The sequence below is a fragment of the Corynebacterium sp. Z-1 genome, assembly GCF_031844665.1.
GTDB lineage: Bacteria > Actinomycetota > Actinomycetes > Mycobacteriales > Mycobacteriaceae > Corynebacterium > Corynebacterium sanguinis.
In genome coordinates, this window is record NZ_CP134621.1 from 194,027 (window position 1) to 211,752 (window position 17,726).

At 65.2% G+C, this 17,726-nt stretch carries 15 protein-coding genes; 6 read left to right on the forward strand and 9 right to left on the reverse strand.

The window, feature by feature from the left end; genetic code table 11:
- Positions 1-56: 56 nt before the first annotated feature.
- Complete coding sequence (locus RIU96_RS00980) at positions 57-1,418, forward strand: AI-2E family transporter (protein ID WP_259787717.1); 1,362 nt, start codon at positions 57-59, stop codon at positions 1,416-1,418.
- A 104-nt stretch (positions 1,419-1,522) separates the two neighbouring features.
- A complete protein-coding gene (locus RIU96_RS00985) occupies positions 1,523-2,047 on the forward strand; it encodes a type 1 glutamine amidotransferase domain-containing protein (RefSeq protein WP_144823242.1) in 525 nt (174 codons plus the stop codon).
- 11 nt (positions 2,048-2,058) lie between these two features.
- On the opposite strand, the gene RIU96_RS00990 is transcribed toward RIU96_RS00985, so the two are convergent.
- The 8 genes from RIU96_RS00990 to RIU96_RS01025 form a co-directional block, all read right to left on the reverse strand.
- Positions 2,059-3,204 (reverse strand): esterase/lipase family protein, encoded by a 1,146-nt coding sequence (locus RIU96_RS00990; RefSeq protein WP_259787653.1) that lies wholly within the window; start codon positions 3,202-3,204, stop codon positions 2,059-2,061.
- A 108-nt stretch (positions 3,205-3,312) separates the two neighbouring features.
- Positions 3,313-4,263 carry a sulfite exporter TauE/SafE family protein gene (locus RIU96_RS00995; RefSeq protein WP_144773529.1) on the reverse strand — a complete coding sequence of 317 codons (951 nt, stop codon included), beginning with the start codon at positions 4,261-4,263 and terminating at the stop codon, positions 3,313-3,315.
- On the reverse strand, positions 4,260-4,988 hold the full coding sequence (locus RIU96_RS01000) for a sirohydrochlorin chelatase (RefSeq protein WP_144773527.1): 729 nt from the start codon (positions 4,986-4,988) through the stop codon (positions 4,260-4,262). The genes RIU96_RS00995 and RIU96_RS01000 overlap by 4 nt, the downstream gene beginning before the upstream one ends.
- A 5-nt stretch (positions 4,989-4,993) precedes the next feature.
- Positions 4,994-6,262 (reverse strand): sulfate adenylyltransferase subunit CysN, encoded by a 1,269-nt coding sequence (locus tag RIU96_RS01005; RefSeq protein WP_144773526.1) that lies wholly within the window; start codon positions 6,260-6,262, stop codon positions 4,994-4,996.
- The gene (gene cysD / locus RIU96_RS01010; RefSeq protein WP_259897892.1) at positions 6,262-7,197 is read right to left on the reverse strand and encodes a sulfate adenylyltransferase subunit CysD; all 936 of its coding nucleotides are present in this window, start codon (positions 7,195-7,197) and stop codon (positions 6,262-6,264) included. Before cysD ends, RIU96_RS01005 begins: the two co-directional genes overlap by 1 nt.
- 9 nt (positions 7,198-7,206) lie before the next feature.
- On the reverse strand, positions 7,207-7,986 hold the full coding sequence (locus RIU96_RS01015; RefSeq protein WP_144823240.1) for a phosphoadenylyl-sulfate reductase: 780 nt from the start codon (positions 7,984-7,986) through the stop codon (positions 7,207-7,209).
- Positions 7,979-8,275 (reverse strand): hypothetical protein, encoded by a 297-nt coding sequence (locus RIU96_RS01020; protein ID WP_006840487.1) that lies wholly within the window; start codon positions 8,273-8,275, stop codon positions 7,979-7,981. Before RIU96_RS01020 ends, RIU96_RS01015 begins: the two co-directional genes overlap by 8 nt.
- Positions 8,272-9,948 carry a nitrite/sulfite reductase gene (locus RIU96_RS01025; protein WP_311205038.1) on the reverse strand — a complete coding sequence of 559 codons (1,677 nt, stop codon included), beginning with the start codon at positions 9,946-9,948 and terminating at the stop codon, positions 8,272-8,274. The genes RIU96_RS01020 and RIU96_RS01025 overlap by 4 nt, the downstream gene beginning before the upstream one ends.
- Positions 9,949-10,232: 284 nt before the next feature.
- On the opposite strand from RIU96_RS01025, the gene RIU96_RS01030 reads away from it, so the two are divergent.
- Positions 10,233-11,597 carry an FAD-dependent oxidoreductase gene (locus RIU96_RS01030; RefSeq protein ID WP_311205039.1) on the forward strand — a complete coding sequence of 455 codons (1,365 nt, stop codon included), beginning with the start codon at positions 10,233-10,235 and terminating at the stop codon, positions 11,595-11,597.
- 9 nt (positions 11,598-11,606) lie between these two features.
- Here RIU96_RS01030 and RIU96_RS01035 read toward each other — a convergent pair whose 3' ends face one another.
- On the reverse strand, positions 11,607-13,241 hold the full coding sequence (locus RIU96_RS01035; RefSeq protein ID WP_311205040.1) for a CTP synthase: 1,635 nt from the start codon (positions 13,239-13,241) through the stop codon (positions 11,607-11,609).
- Positions 13,242-13,390: 149 nt separating this feature from the next.
- On the opposite strand from RIU96_RS01035, the gene RIU96_RS01040 reads away from it, so the two are divergent.
- The 3 genes from RIU96_RS01040 to RIU96_RS01050 are packed head-to-tail and all read left to right on the forward strand — an operon-like array spanning position 13,391 to position 17,724.
- Entirely contained in the window at positions 13,391-15,106 is a 1,716-nt protein-coding gene (locus RIU96_RS01040; protein ID WP_311205041.1) for an ABC transporter ATP-binding protein, read from the forward strand.
- A 1-nt stretch (position 15,107) separates the two neighbouring features.
- Positions 15,108-17,090, forward strand: coding sequence for an ABC transporter ATP-binding protein (locus RIU96_RS01045; protein ID WP_259793297.1), 1,983 nt, complete (start codon positions 15,108-15,110; stop codon positions 17,088-17,090).
- 10 nt (positions 17,091-17,100) lie between these two features.
- Positions 17,101-17,724 carry a DUF1707 SHOCT-like domain-containing protein gene (locus tag RIU96_RS01050; RefSeq protein WP_092150491.1) on the forward strand — a complete coding sequence of 208 codons (624 nt, stop codon included), beginning with the start codon at positions 17,101-17,103 and terminating at the stop codon, positions 17,722-17,724.
- Positions 17,725-17,726 lie beyond the last annotated feature (2 nt).

The following is a 17,726-nucleotide window of genomic DNA, read 5'->3' on the forward strand; positions in this document are numbered from 1 at the left end:
TTAAGAACGATCGCGATTTCGTCGGCGCGCTAGACACGCCGGCCGACGAGCCGGAAATGTACCCCACCCCGGCCGACGCCGCCCAGGAACTTTCCGGCCAGGAGATTGACCGCGGCGACGTCATCGCAGCTGACGGCCGAGCGGCGGCAGCGTGGGCACTGCGCTTCATCATTATCGTCGCAGCCACGGCGCTTCTGTTCTACCTGCTGCGTTACGTCTGGTTCGGGTTACTGCCCATCCTGCTGGGGCTCATCATCAGTACAGTGCTGTGGCCCCCGGTACGTGCACTGCGCCGTGTCGGCCTGCCGTCAGCGTTGGCCGTCCTCGTCGTCCTCGTCCTCTCCTTCGCCATCATCGGCGGCATCATCGCCGCGATGGCGCCGATTGTGCGCGATCAAGGCGGCGCCCTCATCGTCCAAGCCCAAGCAGGATTCAACGAACTTCTCCGCCTGACTGAGGAGAACCTCAGATTTATCGAGGCGGAGCGGGTCCAGGAAGGCGTTGCTCAGTTCACCGAGTTCATGCGCGGCCAGGCCTCCAACATCGCATCAGGCGTGTTCAGTGGTCTCGGCGCAGTCGCCAGCGTGGGCACCACGTTGGTGCTGACACTGATTCTGACATTCTTCTTCCTCAAAGACGGCGACCAGTTCCTGCCGTTCGTGCGAAAGTACTCTGGTGTGCGTGCCGGCTGGCACCTCACCGAGGTCTTGATGCGCTCCTGGAACACCCTGTCCGGATTTATCCGCACCCAGGCGATCGTTTCCGCCGTCGACGCCGTGTTTATCGGGGTCGGCCTCATCCTGCTGGGCGTCCCGCTGTGGCCGGTGCTCGTGGTGGTCACTTTCTTCGCGGGCTTCATCCCCATCATCGGCGCGTTCACCGCCGGTGCTCTCTCAGTAGTTGTCGCCCTAGTGTCCAACGGTTTCACCAACGCGATTTTGGTTCTGCTGCTCGTCATTGCAGTTCAGCAGATTGAGGGCAACGTGCTGCAGCCGATCCTGCAATCGCGCGCCATGGGACTACACGCTGCCGTCGTTCTGCTCTCCGTCGCTCTTGGTGGCACACTGTTCGGAATCATCGGCGCCTTCCTCGCCGTGCCGGTCGCAGCGGTGGCCGCTGTGTTCCTCGGCTACTGGGCGGAAATGGTCTCGCTGCGCGCGGGCCACATCTCAGCCGACGACATCAAAATAGCGACGCAACAAAGCCAGACGCTGGACTCTAAGGAGGCCTTCCTCGCTGTGCGCGAGCGCATGCGCTCCCTCGCCCGCCCCGGCTTGGGCAAAAGCGACAAGAGTGCGACCAAAGCCGGTTCGACCCGCATTCCATCCGATAAGAAGGCACCGTCCAAGAAATACGACCGCCAAGTCCCGGGCAGGTCGCGCGCTACAGAGCCCGTAGACAAGGACTCGGAGGCGTAACTCATCTATGCACCGATGAAACCCGGTGGCGAGCATCCCGCAATGCGCGACACCGGGTTTTCGCCTACCATGGGAAGAAGAAACCAGAAGAAAGGATATCTGTCATGGCTGATCTTAATGGCAAGCGTATCGCAATCATCGCAACGAACCGATTCGAGGACTCCGAGCTGACCTCCCCGAAAGAGGCTGTAGAGGCCGCGGGTGCAACGACCCACGTCATCTCCACCGAGCCAGGTGAGATCGAGGGCAAGAACGGCACGAAGGTTACCGTCGACGTCACCAGCGCAGATGCAAAGGCCGACGATTACGACGCACTTATTCTCCCGGGCGGCACCAGCAACGCCGATACCATCCGCACCGACGCGGATGCGGTCGAGCTGGTGAAGAAGCTGCGCGAGGCGGGCAAGCCCGTCGGCGTGATTTGTCACGGCGGCTGGATCCTTACCGACGCCGACGTGATCAAGGATGTCACTCTGACCTCCTTTAAGTCCTTGCAGACGGACCTGCGCAACGCCGGCGCGACCTGGGTGGACGAAGAGGTCGTCGTCGATTCCGGCTTCGTGTCCTCCCGAACCCCGAAGGACCTCCCAGCGTTCAACAACGCCATCGTCAAGGAGTTCTCGCGCTAGAGCTGACGCGCTTAGTCGATGGCGCTTTGTGCACTTCCCGCAACCGCTGCAGCGATCCCCTGACCCGCCGAGCTGAAGCGCTCACTTGACCCATCGGCGAGCTCGTCCGGGCGCAGCGGGTTTGCCACATCAGGTTGGGCGTAGCTCGGCAGCGGGGGCTGCGATGCGTAGCGTGGCTCACCGAGCGCGGCGAGATACTCCCCGATCGCCGGCAACAACTCGGTCAGCTTGCTCGGCTCAATCCCGGGTGCGAAGTACTGGCTGCATTCAGTCGCTTGAGCGGCGCGCGTCCGATCTGCCGGCCCCTCGTGCTCCAAGGCGTCGAGGATCAACTGGTAGGCGGCGTTACTGCTCAAGATCCCGATGTGCCCCACCAGGTGAGTCGGGCAGACATCCTGCACGGCGATGTTCGCCGCCGAGGATATCGAGCTCACCTGCTTCGCTGGCTGAATGCCTTCATCGGTCAGGCTGTAGACGCTGGTGACGTCCACCGAATCGGGAAGCGGCTGTGCGTGAAGCGCCTGGACGAAATCAGAGTTCGGGTGCATTTTCCACGCGATGACGGGGCAGTTGCCCACCGACCCGCAGACAGGCTCGATGAGGGCCGTGCCGCGGTTTGCCCCGGCCACGGAAATAAAGTCGTCGACAAGCGAGGCGGCCTCGGCGTCGTAGCGCAACGCCCACATGATGGCGGGCGGGCCCGCGCTGTGCCCGATAGCGGCGACCTTCTCACCTGAACGCTCGTGCCTCGCCTTGATGTCGTTGGCCACGTCCAACGCGCTCTGCGTGAGGTCGCCGCGGCCGCCGTGCGGGGGCTGCACCCAGCAGACGTTGTAACCCTGTGAACGCAACTGCGGGATGTAACTCCACGCGAAAGCGGCGTGGACGGACTCCCCCACACCGGGCACGAGGACCACCGTCTTCTTCGCGGCCGGGTCGGCCGTGGGTTGCGCACACCCGAACGCGGCGTCGAGCTCAGCTTGCGGCGGAACGTAGTCGCCCATCGCGCGGGCATCAAGCCCGTTCACCGTCAGCGGCGCCACCAGGGCCGAGCTGCCGTTGGCCACTTCCTGGGCGTGCGCCGTACAACCCATGGTTGCCGCCAGTAGCGTCGTGGCTGCGGCTACTGCCGCGACGCGCCGCGAAAATACTCTCAATGATCTCTCCCGTCATCCGTGCATATTCGCTTATACATTGGGGTGCGTTATGCAACCGTTACTCTACGCGGGAGAGATGAGTGGCGTTGAAAATCAGGGTCGGCTTCCCTAGCGCGACTTCGCGTGGTCTTCCACGCTCTCGGGGGCGTGCGGGGCAGCCTCGATCCGCTCGCGGTCCGAGGCTGCCTTGGAGTGCTGGCGCGCCTTGACCACACCGCGCCACGACAGCACCAGGCCGATGCCCAAGATCAGCACGCGCGGGATCCACAGGTGGCTGTCCAGTCCGATCGCCTTGAGCACGACGGGCAGGTTCAACATCACAATGAGCGTGCCCACGATCCCGCCGAGCAGGATCGGGTTGAGGCGGGTGACCAACCACGCGGCCAGGGGGGCGGCGATGACGCCGCCGATAAGCAGCGCGATCACGGCGGCCAAGTTGGCCACGAGGTCATCCCACATGCCGATGACGAAGCCCAAGGTCGCGGCGAAGGTGACAAAGAATTCGGCGGTATTGACGGTGCCGATGATCCGGCGCGGCTCCGAGCGGCCTGCGGACAGCAGCGTCGAGGTGGTCACCGGGCCCCAGCCGCCACCACCGGTGGCGTCGACGAAGCCGCCGAAGAGGCCCAGGACCCCGAGGAAGCCGCGGGAGTGCGGTTTGACGTCGAGCTTGCGCCTGGTCAGGCCGCGGGAGAAGCGCAGCATCAGGTTCGCGCCGATCAGCGCGAGTATCAGGGACATGATCGGCTTCGCCGCTTCCGTCGAGAGGTTCGACAGCACCGTCGCGCCGGCGAAGGCGCCGACCGCGCCGGGGATGCCGATGGAGGCGACGACCTTCCAGTCGACGTTGCCGAAGCGCCAGTGAGAGATGCCGGAGACGAACGTCGTTCCCAGCTCAGCGGTGTGGACTACCGCAGACGCCTGTGCCGGACCGAGGCCGGCGAGCATCACCAACATGGTGGTGGATGTCACGCCGAAGCCCATGCCGAGGCCACCGTCGACAAGCTGGCCCGCGAGGCCGGCGAGCGCGATGAGAATCAGCGTCGTGAGGTTGTTCATGTGGGATCCGAGCTTTCGCTTAGGGCCTCGCGGTAACGCGAAGCGACAATGTCCGACAGATCTGTGGTCAGAGGTGCCGAGTGGGTCAGGATCGCGCCTGTTGCGTCCTGGATGCGCCCCAGGTCGCGCGTTGCGCGGTCGAGCAGGAGTCCGTCGGTGACGAACAACGGAAGCAGGTGCATTCGTTCCCGATCCCGCGCGGCGGCTTCAATGCCCGGGTTGCCGATGAGGTCACCAGCACCGGTTGCCGGGACGACGGTGACCTCGCGGTCGAGTTTCTCGGCCAGCGCGGCTCCGAGGGCCGTGGTGCGCGCCGCCGCCTCGAGGTTGGACGTACCCACGGGGTAGAGGATCACCGGAACCGATGGCGGCGAATCGCGCCACACCCGCCGGGCGAGCACATTGACAATGTCGGCGCCCTGGCCGAGGCCGTTCGCCAACGTGAGCTGCACGCCGGTCGCGGCGCGGGCTTGACTTAGCGCGGCCGGAACGTCGACGGTGGCGTGGAAGGCGCGGGTGAACAACAGCGGCACGACTACGGCGCTTGTGTAGCCCGCATCCGCCGCGACCTCGGCGGCACCTGCGAGGTCGGGGGTGTTGAACTCGAGGTGCGCGTCGACGGCCTCGACACCGAGCGTGATCGCCGCTGCCGCGGTGAGGCGATCGACACCGCGCTGGGCGACGTCGTGCCTCGAGCCGTGTGACAGGGTGATCAGTGCCTGCATCGCGCTTACCTCAGCCGCGTTCCCACAAGACCCGCGGCAAGTGTGCTGCCAGAGGCTTGGTCGATGAGCAGGAAGTTGCCCACGGCACCGCGCGCGGCGTAATCCTCCACCGGCAGCTCCTGCGCGGTGTGGATGGTGACGTGGGCGATGTCGTTGAGACCGAAGGCGTCCGGGTAGTCGACATCGCCATCGGCCGAATCAATGTCGATCAGCTTATCAACGCTCACCACACGCGCCCTCACAAGCGAGGTGCCCAGCCGCAGTTTCACAGCCTGGCCCGCGGAGATGTTCTTCTCCGTCAGGCCAACGACGGTTGCCACGAACTCGCGCACATGCTCGGGCGGGTTTGCCCCGGCAATCAGCTCGCCGCGCACCAGGTCGATTTCGTCGGCCAGGCGCAGGGCCACGGAGTCGCCGGCCTGGGCCGTTTCCTGCTCCCCGTCAGCGGTGTCGATGTGGGTGACGGTGGTGCTGCGCCCGCCGGCGTGGACGGTGTCGCCGACAGTCACGCTGCCGGCGTTGACCCGCCCGGCGTACGCGCGGTAGTCAGTGGCGTGCTCGCGCAGCACGTACTGGATGTTGAAACGGAAGTCGAGCTCGAGCGCGCGGCCGGAGGTGACGGGGATGGATTCAAGGAGCTCCAGCACCGTCGGGCCGGTGTAGAAGTCCATGTGCGCGGAGCGCTCGACCACGTTGTCGCCTTTGAGGGCGGATATGGGCACGACGTGCGGGTCCTCGATGCCGAGCTCGGCGGCTTTGGACTCGAACTCAGCCTTGATGGTGTTGTAGATCTCCTCGGAGAAGTCGACCAGGTCGATCTTGTTCACGCCGAGGATCACGGTTTTCACGCCGAGCAGGGCGGCGACGTTGAGGTGGCGCACGGTTTGTTCGACCACGCCGTTTCGGGCGTCGACAAGCAAGACCACGACCTGGGAGGTGGACATGCCCGTGACCGTGTTGCGCGTGTACTGCACGTGGCCCGGGGTATCGGCGAGGATGAAGGTGCGCTTGTCGGTGGCGAAGTAGCGGTAGGCGACGTCGATGGTGATGCCTTGCTCGCGCTCGGCACGCAGACCGTCGACAAGCAGGGAGAGGTCGAGGCCGTCGAAGCCGCGGTCGGCGGAGGTGCGCTCCACCGACGCGAGCTGGTCAGCGAGCACGCTCTTGGTGTCGTGCAGCAAGCGGCCGACGAAGGTGGACTTGCCGTCGTCGACGGAACCGGCGGTGCACAGGCGCAGCGTCTGGCGCTGGGCGAGAAGTTCAGTGGCGCTCATCAGAAGTACCCCTCTTTCTTGCGGTCTTCCATGGAGGACTCGCTCAGTCGGTCGTCGGCACGCGTGGCTCCGCGCTCCGTCAAGGTGGAGTTGGCGATCTCCGCGAGCACGGCGCTAATCGACGTCGCGTCCGACTCAACCGCGCCGGTGCACGACATGTCGCCCACCGTGCGGTAGCGCACCCGGCGCACCTCGAGCTTCTCGCCCTCGCGCGGGCCGCCCCACTCGCCCGCCGTCAGCCACATGCCGTCGCGGTTGAACACCTCGCGCTCGTGCGCGAAGTAGATCTCCGGCAGGCGGATCCCGCGCGCGCCGATGTATTCCCACACGTCGGCCTCGGTCCAATTGGAGATGGGGAACACGCGCACGTTTTCACCCGGGAGCTTTTCGCCGTTGTAGAGATCCCACAGCTCGGGGCGCTGCCGGCGCGGGTCCCAGCCGCCGAAGGTGTCGCGGATAGAGAAGACACGCTCCTTCGCCCGCGCCCGCTCCTCGTCGCGGCGCGCCCCGCCAAGCACGGCGTCGTAGCCGACCTCGGCGATAGTTTCGACCAGCGGCACGGTTTGCAGCGGGTTGCGGGTGCCGTCCGGGCGCTCCACGAGGTCCCCGCGGTCGATCCAGTCCTGCACCTCGGCGACGCGCAGCCGCACCCCGTACTCGGCGACGATGGAGTCGCGGAACTCGATGACCTCCGGGAAGTTGTGGCCCGTGTCAACGTGCAGCAGCTCAATCGGCATCGCCGCGGGCGCGAACGCGCGGCGCGCCAGCTCCAGCACCACGCAAGAGTCCTTGCCGCCGGAGAACAGCAGCCCGATCTTGTCAAACTGCCCCGCCACCTCGCGCAGGATATGGATGGACTCGTCTTCCAAGTCCTTGAGGTGGGGCGAGATGCCGCCCGCGTATGCAGAAATATTCATGTTCATAGCAACAGTCATCTATAGCCTTTATTCGTGGAGTCCGCATTCGGTCTTGGCGCTAAACGCCCAGCGCCCCGCGCGCGGGTCGTCGCCCTCGGCCACAGGAAGCGTGCAGGTGGCGCAACCGATGGAGGGATACCCCTGCCTGGTCAGCGGGTGAATGATTAAGTTGTTGCTTTCCTCGAACGCGTCGGTGTCATCCAACGACCACGTCACCAGCGGGGAAATCTTCAGCCGCCCGGTGGCGTCCAGCGACAGTGCCGGCGCGTTCGCGCGCGTCGGGCCGTCGGCGCGGCGCAGGCCCGTGATCCATCCCACGTAGGGGCTCATGTGGACAGCCAGGGGCTCAACCTTGCGCATGCGGCAACAAGCCTGCGGGTGGGAGCGGTACAGGTTCGGGCCGTAGGTCTCGTCCTGCTCCTCGCGCGAGAGCACGGCCGTGGCGCGCACCAGCTCGTGGTTGGGGTAGCGTTGCTCCACTTCGTCGGCCACCTCGAGGGTTTCCGGGAAGTGGTACTCGGTGTCGAGGAAGAGGAAGTCCGCATCCGGCAGGTGGCGCTCGGCGAGCTCCGCTAGCACGGTATTTTCCATGGACAGGGTCACCACGAGCGGGCCCGGGGCGTGCTCGTGGGCCCAGTCGAGGATGACGTCGGCGGGGGCGTCGTAAAGCTCGCGCGCGTGCTTATCGACGAGCTCCTCGTTGCGCTTTCTCACCTCGAGCGCAAGCGGTGTCGTCTCGCGCGGGCCGTCGGGGCTGACCTCGGGGTCTGCGAAGTTGCCGGAGGATCCTGAGAGCAGGTTAATCATTGCTAATCCCTTTCAAACGTTTCTCTCCAGTGTTACCTACTTCGCGCAAGACCGCAGCGTGACCGTGCTTGCGCAACGACGCCTGGAAGGCCTCCTCGGTAGACGGCGCTGGAGCGGGGGCGGTGTGCGGGTCGTCCTGGCCGAAAAACTTCACCTCGAAGATGCGCAGGCATTCCCCGCACTTCCAGGCGAAATCGGTCTCCTCGTTGGGGTAGAGATCCTCCCCCGCGCAGTAGGGGCAGTGCGTGGGGAAATTCCGGTTCGGATTCGGGGCCCGGCGCACACTCACCTCAGGTCCTCCTCATCGGCGCGCAGTAGCCAGTCGCGGAAGATCTCGCCGTCGTGGCGCCGATCCACGTAGTTCTGCACGACGCGGCTGACGTAATCGGTCAGCTCGCTGGAGAGCACCTTGTGCCCGCGCAGTTTGCGGCCGAAGTTCGCGCCCTCGCCGATGGTGCCGCCGAGGTGCACCTGGAAGCCCTCGACTTTCTCGCCCTCGGAGTTGACCACCATCTGGCCTTTGAGCCCGATGTCGGAGATGTGGTGGCGGGCGCACGCGTTCGGGCAGCCGTTGAGCGAGATGGACACGGGCGAGTCGAGGTCACCGAAGCGTTCCTCGAGCTCGTCGGCAAGCTCGATGGCGCGGGACTTGGTGGTGACGTGCGCGAGCTTGCAGTACTCCAGGCCCGTGCACGAGAGCAGGCCGCGGCGGAACTCGCTCGGCTGCGAATACAGGCCCATCTGCTCTAGGTCGCCGCGTAGCTTATCGACGTCCTGTTCACGCACGTCCAAAAAGAGCATCTCCTTGAACGGCGTAAACCTCAGGCGGGTTAGCCCGTAGGATTCCGCCAGCTCAGCGGCAGCGATGAGCTGCTCGCCGGACATGTGGCCGAGCGTCGGCTTGACCCCGATGTAGAAGTTGCCGTCCTTTTGCTCGTGGACCCCGATGTGGTCGCGGTCCACGAGGTTGTTCGGCGCCTTCGGGCCGTCGGGAAGCTGGTAACCGAGGTAGTCGCGCTCGAGGATCTCGCGGAACTTCTCGACACCCCACTCGGCGACGAGGAACTTCAGCCGCGCGCGGTTACGCAAGCGGCGGTAGCCGTAATCGCGGAAAATGCGCACCACGTTCGCCCATACCTCGGGCACCTGCTCGAGGGTGACAAACGCGCCAAGCGACTGAGCGAGCATCGGGTTGGTGGACAGGCCGCCACCGACGTAGCACTCGAAGCCAGGGCCGAGCTCGGGGTGCTCGACGCCGATGAAGGCGAGGTCGTTGACCTCGTGGACGACGTCCTGGCGGGCGTTACCGGAGATGGCGGACTTGAACTTACGCGGCAGGTTCTGGAACTCCTCGTCGGTGACAATCTGCTGGATCTTCTCGATCGCCTCGGTGGCGTCGATGATCTCGTCCTTCGCAATGCCGGCGACCGGGGAGCCCAGCACGACGCGCGGCACGTCGCCGCAGGCGTCCCAGGTGTTCAGGCCGACAGATTCGAGCTTCTCCCAGATCGCGGGAACGTCCTCGATGGCCACCCAGTGCAACTGGATGTTCTGGCGGTCGGTCAAGTCCACGGTGGAGCGGGCCCAGTCCCGCGAGATCTCGCCGACGGCGCGGGCCTGCTCGGTGGAGCACCGGCCGCCGTCGAAGCGGATGCGCATCATGAAGTACTCGTCCTGGAGCACAGAGTTGTCCTGGCCGGTGAACTCTCCGCCGAGGTTCTGCTTGCGCTGGGTGTACATGCCCAGCCACTTGAAGCGCGGCGCGAGGTCCTCCGGCGGGATGGAGGCGAAGCCCTGCTTCGAGTAGGTGTCGATGACGCGCTGCTTGACCTGCATCACGGGCTCGAGCTGCTTGAGTTCCTCGTCGTGGTTCAGGGGCGCGGTGCCGTCGATAAGCCACTGCCCTTCGGGCTTTTTGGCCCGGGCCTTGACTGCGCGCGTTTTCGCGGTGGGGGCTGTCATAACACTCCTTAAATATAGACCGGATGGTCTATTAGATAGCCAGATTTCGGCGCTGCCACGGCAGTTTGCCGGACTACTTTGTCTATGGCAACAGCAGAGGGGGGTTAACCGGGTTTGAACAGGGATTTTTGAGATGAATTTAAAAGATTACCCTGGCCCGATGAATGTATTTATACGTTGAAACTTGACATGCTGGGGATCGTAGGTAAATTTTCAGACCAAGCGGTCTATGGTTTACCATGGATGAATATAAAACATTGAAAACCCGAAAGGACCCACCCTCTATGAGTCTGCGCGTCGCCGTCATCGGCGCCGGCCCCGCCGGTATCTACGCCTCCGACCTGCTGATCCGCAACGAAGAGCTCGACATCTCCGTCGACCTGTTCGAGCAGATGCCTGCGCCGTTCGGACTGATCCGTTACGGCGTTGCGCCTGACCACCCGCGTATCAAGGGCATCGTCACCTCCCTGCACAACGTGCTGGACAAGCCCCACCTGCGGCTGCTCGGCAACATCGAGGTGGGCAAGGACGTCACCATCGAGGAGCTGCGCGATTACTACGACGCGATTGTGATCTCCACGGGTGCGGTTCGCGACCGCGACTTGCTGATCCCGGGTGGAGACAAGTCCATCGGCGCTGGCGAGTTCGTCGGCTTCTACGACGGCAACCCCCGCTTCGAGCGTGACTGGGACCTCTCCGCGCGCGAGGTCGCCGTCATCGGCGTCGGCAACGTCGCCCTCGACGTCTCCCGCATCCTGGCCAAGACCGGCGACGAGCTGCTGGTCACCGAGATCCCGGACAACGTCTACAACTCTCTCAAGGGCAACAAGGCCGAGGTGGTGCACATGTTCGGCCGCCGCGGCCCCGCCCAGGCGAAGTTCACCCCGAAGGAGCTGCGCGAACTCGACCTCTCCGACACCATCCAGGTGCTCGTCGACCCCGAGGACATCGACTACGACCAGCTCTCCGAAGAACTTCGCCGCGCCGACAAGTCCATCGACCTCAACTGCCAGGTGCTCGAGCAGTACGCGATGCGCGAGCCGGATGACGCGCCGCACAAGATCCACATCCACTTCTTCGAAGAGCCCGTCGAGGTACTCACCGAAGGCGACGCCATCGTCGGCGTGCGCACTGAGCGCCAGGAACTCGACGGCGAAGGTGGCATCCGCGGCACCGGCAAGTTCACCGACTGGCCCGTTCAGGCCGTCTACCACGCGATCGGCTACCGTTCCGAGCCCGTCGACGGCGTGCCCTTCGACCACGACCGCAACGTCATCCCCAACGATGGCGGCCACGTCCTCAACGAGGAGGGCATCGAGAACTCCCTCTACGTCACCGGCTGGATCAAGCGCGGCCCCGTCGGCCTGATCGGCAACACCAAGTCCGACGCCAAGGAAACCACGGACATGCTCTTCGAGGACGCCGCCGCCGGCAAGCTGCACGCCCCGAAGTACCCCGACCCCGACGCCATCATCGCCCTGCTGCACGAGCGCGGCATTGCCTACACCACCTGGGACGGCTGGTACCGCCTCGACGCCGAGGAGCGACGCCTCGGCGAGACCAGCGATCTTTTGCCGCGCGAGCGCCGCAAGATCGTCGAGTGGGAAGAGATGGTCGCCCACGCCCGCGCCGTGCCGCAGGTGCCCTGACTGCAGCCCTTAGCCCTGGCGCTCCAGCGCGGCGGCGATGAGGCCGTCGAAAAGCGGGTGCGCCTTAGTCGGGCGCGACTTCAGCTCGGGGTGGGCCTGGGTTGCCACCAGGTACGGGTGGACCGACTTCGGGTACTCGACGAACTCGACCAGCGTGCCGTCGGGTGAGGTGCCGGAAATGACCAGCCCAGCTTCCGCGAGCTTGTCGCGGTAAGCATTGTTGACCTCGTAGCGGTGGCGGTGGCGCTCGGTGACGTCGGTGGTGCCGTAGAGGTCCGCGACAACGGAGCCCTCCAACAGTGTCGCCGGGTAGGACCCGAGGCGCATGGTGCCACCTAGGTCGGCCTCCCCGGAGACTGCGCGCAGCTGCTCCTCCATCGTCGCGATGACCGGATCGGCGGTGGTCTCGTCGAACTCGGTGGAGGACGCACCCTCCACACCCGCCGCGCGCGCGGCTTCAATCACGATGCACTGCATACCCAGGCAGATCCCCAAAAGCGGTGTGCCGGTCTGCTTTGCGTAGCGAACCGTCGCGATCTTGCCCTCGATGCCGCGCCCACCGAAACCACCCGGGATGATGATCGCGTCGATGCCCTCCATGTTCTTAGCCAGGCCGGCCTCGGTTTCGCATTCGTCGGAGCCGACCCAGCGGATGTTCGCCTTCACGCGGTGGGCGAAACCGGCCGCGCGGACGGCCTCGGCGACGGAGAGGTAGGCATCCGGCAGGTCGATATACTTGCCCACGAGAGCGACGTTGACCTCACCTTCCGGGTTGTGCACGCGGTCGAGCAGGTCACCCCACACGGTCCAGTCGATGTCCTGGAACGGCAGATTCAAACGGCGGATGATGAAGGTATCCAGGCGCTGGTCGTAGAGGACCTTGGGGATGTCGTAGATGCTTGGCGCGTCCGGGCAGGACACCACGCCTTCGCGGTCGATGTCGCACATCAGCGCGATCTTGTCTTTAAGGCCATCGCCCACCTCGCGGTCGCTACGCAGCACCACCGAGTCCGGGACGAGGCCGATGGAACGCAGTTCCGCCACGGAGTGCTGGGTGGGCTTGGTCTTCAATTCCTTCGACGGCCCGAGGTACGGAACCAAGGAAACGTGCAGGTAAAAAACGTTTTCCCGGCCGACATCGTGGCGGATCTGGCGGGCGGCCTCCAAGAAAGGCTGGGATTCGATATCGCCGACAGTGCCGCCGATCTCGGTGATGACGACATCCGGCTTCTCACCATTGGCGTCCGGGTTTCCCATCGCGATGATGCGGGACTTGATTTCGTCCGTGATGTGCGGGATGACCTGCACGGTCTGGCCGAGGTACTCGCCGCGGCGCTCCTTGGCGATGACCGAGGAATACACCTTTCCGGTGGTGACGTTGCCGCCGGCCGAGAGGTTGCGGTCCAAGAAGCGCTCGTAGTGCCCCAGGTCGAGGTCGGTCTCCGCGCCGTCCTCGGTGACAAAGACCTCACCGTGCTGGAATGGGTTCATCGTGCCCGGATCCACGTTCAGGTAGGGATCGAGCTTCTGCATGGTCACCTTTAGACCACGTGAGCTGAGCAGGCGGCCGAGCGATGCCGCGGTCAGGCCCTTTCCAAGGGAGGAGGCGACGCCTCCGGTAACCATGATGTATTTCGTGACCATGGAACTTCAGACTATCAAGTGACAGGCTGCACTGGCAATACGAATGCGGCATCCACCGAGCCTGCGCGCACGCACGACGACATGCCTGTCCGCCCTGGTGTGTAGGCTGACAGAGCCTTACTACCGCTCACGGAAGGGCCATCCCCCCAATGGACCTCGTCAGAATCCTCACCCGCAGTTCGAAACCCTACGCGGGCTACATCGTCACCGTGGTGGTGCTCCAGCTAATCACCACCCTGGCCACGCTGTACTTGCCCGACCTCAACGCCAAAATCATCGACAACGGCGTGGCCCGCGCCGACATCCCCTACATCTGGCGCGTGGGCGGTGTCATGCTCGTCGTCGCGCTCGTCCAGGTCATCGCCGCGGTCGTCGCCGTCTATTTCGCCTCCCGCACGGCGATGGGAGTCGGACGCGACGTGCGCCGCGCTGTGTTCCGGCACGTCAGCCTGTTCTCCGCCGAAGATATGAGCTACTTCGGCACCCCGACGCTGATCACCCGCGGCACCAACGACGTGCAGCAGGTGCAGATGGTCTACCTGCTCTTCCTCAACTTCATGGTCGCCGCGCCGATTATGGCCATCGGCGGCATCATCATGGCGGTGCGCCAGGACCCGGGGATGAGCTGGCTGGTCGTCGCGGCCGTCGGCGTTCTCGCCGTCGTCGCCGGCGTGCTCATCGCCCTGCTCATGCCGCTGTTTCGCAGCATGCAGGACAAGCTCGACAACGTCAACGGGGTGCTGCGCGAGCAGATCACTGGCATCCGCGTGGTGCGCGCCTTCGGCCGCGAGGAGCACGAGACGCAGCGCTTCACCGCCGCCAACGACGACATCACCCGGGTTTCGCTGAACATAGGGCGGATCTTCGTGCTGCTCTTTCCCGTGATCATACTCATCCTCAACGTCGCCACCGCCGCGGTGCTGTGGTTCGGCGGCCACCGCGTCGACGCCGGACAGGTCGAGGTCGGATCGCTCACCGCGTTCATGCAGTACCTGATGCAGATCCTCATGGCGGTGATGATGGGAACCTTCATGGCGATGATGCTGCCGCGTGCCATCATCTGCGCGCGCCGCATCGAGGAACTGCTGGATCGCCGCCCGACGATCGAGGAACCTAGCGCGTCCGCAAAGGCGCCGTCGCGCGCGGGCGTCGTCGAGCTCGAGGGAGTCTCCTACACCTACCCCGGCGCCGAGGAACCCGTGCTCAAGGAGGTATCGCTGAGAGCTGTGCCGGGGCAGACGACGGCGATCATCGGCTCCACCGGGGCGGGCAAGTCGACGCTGCTCTCCCTCATCCCGCGCCTGACGGCGGCCACGTCCGGGCGCGTGCTTCTCGACGGCGTCGACGTGACCGACATGGCGCGCGCCGACATCGTCGATCGCGTCTCCATGGTCCCACAAAAGCCCTATCTGTTCTCCGGCACGGTGGCGTCCAACCTGCGCATGGCCAAGCCGGATGCGACCGACGCCGAGATGTGGGAGGCGCTGCGCACCGCTCAGGCGCACTTCGTCACCGACTTGGACATGCCCATTTCCCAGGGCGGCACCAACGTCTCCGGCGGGCAGCGCCAGCGGCTGTCCATCGCCCGCATGCTGATCAGCCGGCCGAGGATCTACCTCTTCGACGATTCCTTCTCCGCCCTGGACGCCATCACCGACGCCAAGGTACGCGACGCGATGCGCGCCTACACCGCCGACGCGACAACCATCATCGTCGCGCAGCGGGTTGCCTCCATCGAACAGGCCGACCAGATCATCGTCATGGAAGCCGGGGAGATCGTCGCCCGCGGCAGCCACGCGGAGCTGCTCGAGAGCTCGGAAACCTACCGCGAAATTGTCGAGTCCCAAAGAACGGTGGACGCCTAACATGTCTGAGACACGCACAACCACCCCGGCCGACCCCGCCGATATGACCGATGAGGAGCTCGCCGCCCTCGAGGCGAGCATGGCCGGCGATGACTTCTCCGGCAGCGCACCGCGCCAGGCGAAGCAGTTCTGGCCCAGCGCCAAGCGACTGATCGGGCTGCTCATGTCCCACCGGTTCAAGCTCGTCCTGGTGCTGGCAATGAACATCGGCTCCGTCGTCCTCGCGGTTTACGCCCCGCGCGTGCTGGGCCACGCGATGGACGTCATCTTTTCCGGCGTCATCTCGCGCGATCTCCCCGCGGGGGCGAGCAAGCAGCAGGTGATCGACGGCCTGCGCGCCTCCGGGCAGGAACGCTTCGCCGACATGGCCGAGGCGATGGACCTGCGCCCCGGCTTCGGCATCGACTTTGACCGGCTCGCGCAGCTGATCACCTTCGTCATCGTCCTCTACGTCGTCTCCTCCCTGCTCATGTGGGCCCAGGGTGCGATTTTAAACCGGCTGACCATGGCGACCGTCTTCGACCTGCGCCAGTCCGTGGAACGCAAGGTCAACCGCCTGCCGCTGAACTACTTCGATTCCCGCCAGCGCGGTGACCTGCTCTCGCGCACCACCAACGACGTGGACAACGTCCAGCAGGCCCTGCAGCAGGCGATGTCGCAGATCCTCAACGCCGTGATGATGGTCCTGGGCATCATCGTGATGATGTTCTGGATCTCCTGGCAGCTCGCTCTGCTGGCGCTGGTGGCGATCCCGCTGACCGGCGCGGTGATGGGGATCATCGGAACCCGCTCGCAAAAGCATTTCGCCGCGCAGTGGAAATCCACGGGTGAACTCAACGGGCACGTCGAGGAGTCCTTCTCCGGCCACGAGCTGGCGCTGATCTTCGGCCGCACCGAGGAGCTCAACCGCGTCTTCGACGAGCGAAACTCCGCGCTCTACGGCGCCACCTCGCGCGCGCAGTTCCTCGCCAATTCGATGCACCCCATCATGCAGTTCATCTCCTACCTGTCGTATGTGGCCATCGCCGTCGCCGGCGGGCTGCGCGTGGCCTCCGGGCACATGACGCTGGGAGATGCGACGGCATTTATTCAATACTCGCGTCAGTTCAACCAGCCGCTCGGCGAGATCGCCGGCATGGCGCAGATGGTGCAGTCGGGTGTGGCCTCGGCCGAGCGCATCTTCGAGTTCCTCGACGCCGAGGAGGAGGTCACCGACACGTCCGCGGACGCAACCCTGCCCGGGCGCGCCCGCGGCCTGGTCGAGTTCGACAACGTCGACTTCTCCTACTCCCCCGACACCCCGCTGATCCAGGATCTCTCGCTGCGCGTGGAGCCGGGGCGCACAGCCGCGATCGTCGGGCCCACCGGCGCGGGCAAAACCACTCTCGTCAACCTCATCATGCGCTTCTACGAAATCGACGCCGGGGCGATCCGCATCGACGGCGTGGACACGCGCGAGATGACCCGCAGCGAGCTGCGCTCCAACATGGGCATGGTGCTGCAGGACGCGGTGCTGTTCAAGGGCACCATCATGGACAACATCCGCTACGGCCGCCTCGACGCCACCGACGAGGAGGTCATCGCCGCGGCCAAGGCCACCTACGTCGACCGCTTCGTCCACGCCCTGCCCGAGGGTTACGACACCGTCATCGACCAGGACTCCGGGGCGATCTCCGCGGGTGAGCGCCAGCTGATCACCATTGCGCGGGCGTTTCTTTCCCAGCCAACGATTCTGATTCTGGACGAGGCCACGTCGAGCGTCGATACGCGAACTGAAGTGCTGGTCCAGGAGGCGATGAACGCGCTGCGCGCCGAGCGCACCTCGTTCGTGATCGCGCACCGGCTGTCCACGATCCGCGGCGCCGACTTGATCATCGTGATGGAGAACGGCCGGATTGCGGAGCAGGGCTCGCACGACGACCTGCTCGCGGCGCGCGGCGCCTACTGGCGGTTGAACCAGTCCCAGTTCGCCGAGGAAGGCTAGAATCAACCCCGTGAGCACCCCCTACGGCAGGTACCGGTTGAGCGACGCGGAGCGCAACGACGCCATGAGCGCGCTCAGCACAGCACTCGGCGAGGGCCGCCTGACCATGGACGAGTTCGACCGGCGCTGCACCATGATCGCCCAGGCCGAGTTCCAGGGAGATCTCGAGCCTGTGTTCACCGATATCCCGCAGCACCCGGTGCTGCGCGCCACGCCCACCACCGCGGTCGAGGTCTACAGCGCCGACGAGATCGTCGCCGCGCGCCGCGACGGCCAGAAGACCCGCGCGGGGGTGTTCTGGCTGGGCACCCTCGGCTCCGTCGCGGGCACCGCCATCGTTGCCTCCGCCACGGGCGGCAGCGGGCTCGCCGCACTGATCCTGCTGCTCATACCCACCCTGTTCATCCTGCTCTACGTGATGAAGGTGGGCCCCGAATCCTGGTACACCCCCAGCCTGCGCCAGCTCGAGCGCAAGCGCCGGCAGCTGGTGCGCATGCGGCAGCTGGAGATCGAGTCCGCGAACGCGCACGAGGAAGCGTTGCGACGCGCCCAGCGCAAGGCCCAGGTAAGCCAGCTGACGGACGACGCTCTCGATGTCGCGCAGCGGACGGTCAAACGTTTCAAGGGCAAGTAGTA

Bases quoted from the DNA above. Each gene is read 5' to 3' on its own strand.
- RIU96_RS01005 (WP_144773526.1), bottom strand. From the start codon at position 6,262: ATGAGCGCCACTGAACTTCTCGCCCAGCGCCAGACGCTGCGCCTGTGC.
- RIU96_RS01045 (WP_259793297.1), top strand. From the start codon at position 15,108: ATGTCTGAGACACGCACAACCACCCCGGCCGACCCCGCCGATATGACC.
- RIU96_RS01040 (WP_311205041.1), top strand. From the start codon at position 13,391: ATGGACCTCGTCAGAATCCTCACCCGCAGTTCGAAACCCTACGCGGGC.
- RIU96_RS00995 (WP_144773529.1), bottom strand. From the start codon at position 4,263: ATGAACAACCTCACGACGCTGATTCTCATCGCGCTCGCCGGCCTCGCG.
- RIU96_RS01035 (WP_311205040.1), bottom strand. From the start codon at position 13,241: ATGGTCACGAAATACATCATGGTTACCGGAGGCGTCGCCTCCTCCCTT.
- RIU96_RS00985 (WP_144823242.1), top strand. From the start codon at position 1,523: ATGGCTGATCTTAATGGCAAGCGTATCGCAATCATCGCAACGAACCGA.
- RIU96_RS01015 (WP_144823240.1), bottom strand. From the start codon at position 7,986: ATGATTAACCTGCTCTCAGGATCCTCCGGCAACTTCGCAGACCCCGAG.
- RIU96_RS00980 (WP_259787717.1), top strand. From the start codon at position 57: ATGTACCCCACCCCGGCCGACGCCGCCCAGGAACTTTCCGGCCAGGAG.
- RIU96_RS01030 (WP_311205039.1), top strand. From the start codon at position 10,233: ATGAGTCTGCGCGTCGCCGTCATCGGCGCCGGCCCCGCCGGTATCTAC.
- cysD (WP_259897892.1), bottom strand. From the start codon at position 7,197: ATGACTGTTGCTATGAACATGAATATTTCTGCATACGCGGGCGGCATC.
- RIU96_RS01000 (WP_144773527.1), bottom strand. From the start codon at position 4,988: ATGCAGGCACTGATCACCCTGTCACACGGCTCGAGGCACGACGTCGCC.
- RIU96_RS01025 (WP_311205038.1), bottom strand. From the start codon at position 9,948: ATGACAGCCCCCACCGCGAAAACGCGCGCAGTCAAGGCCCGGGCCAAA.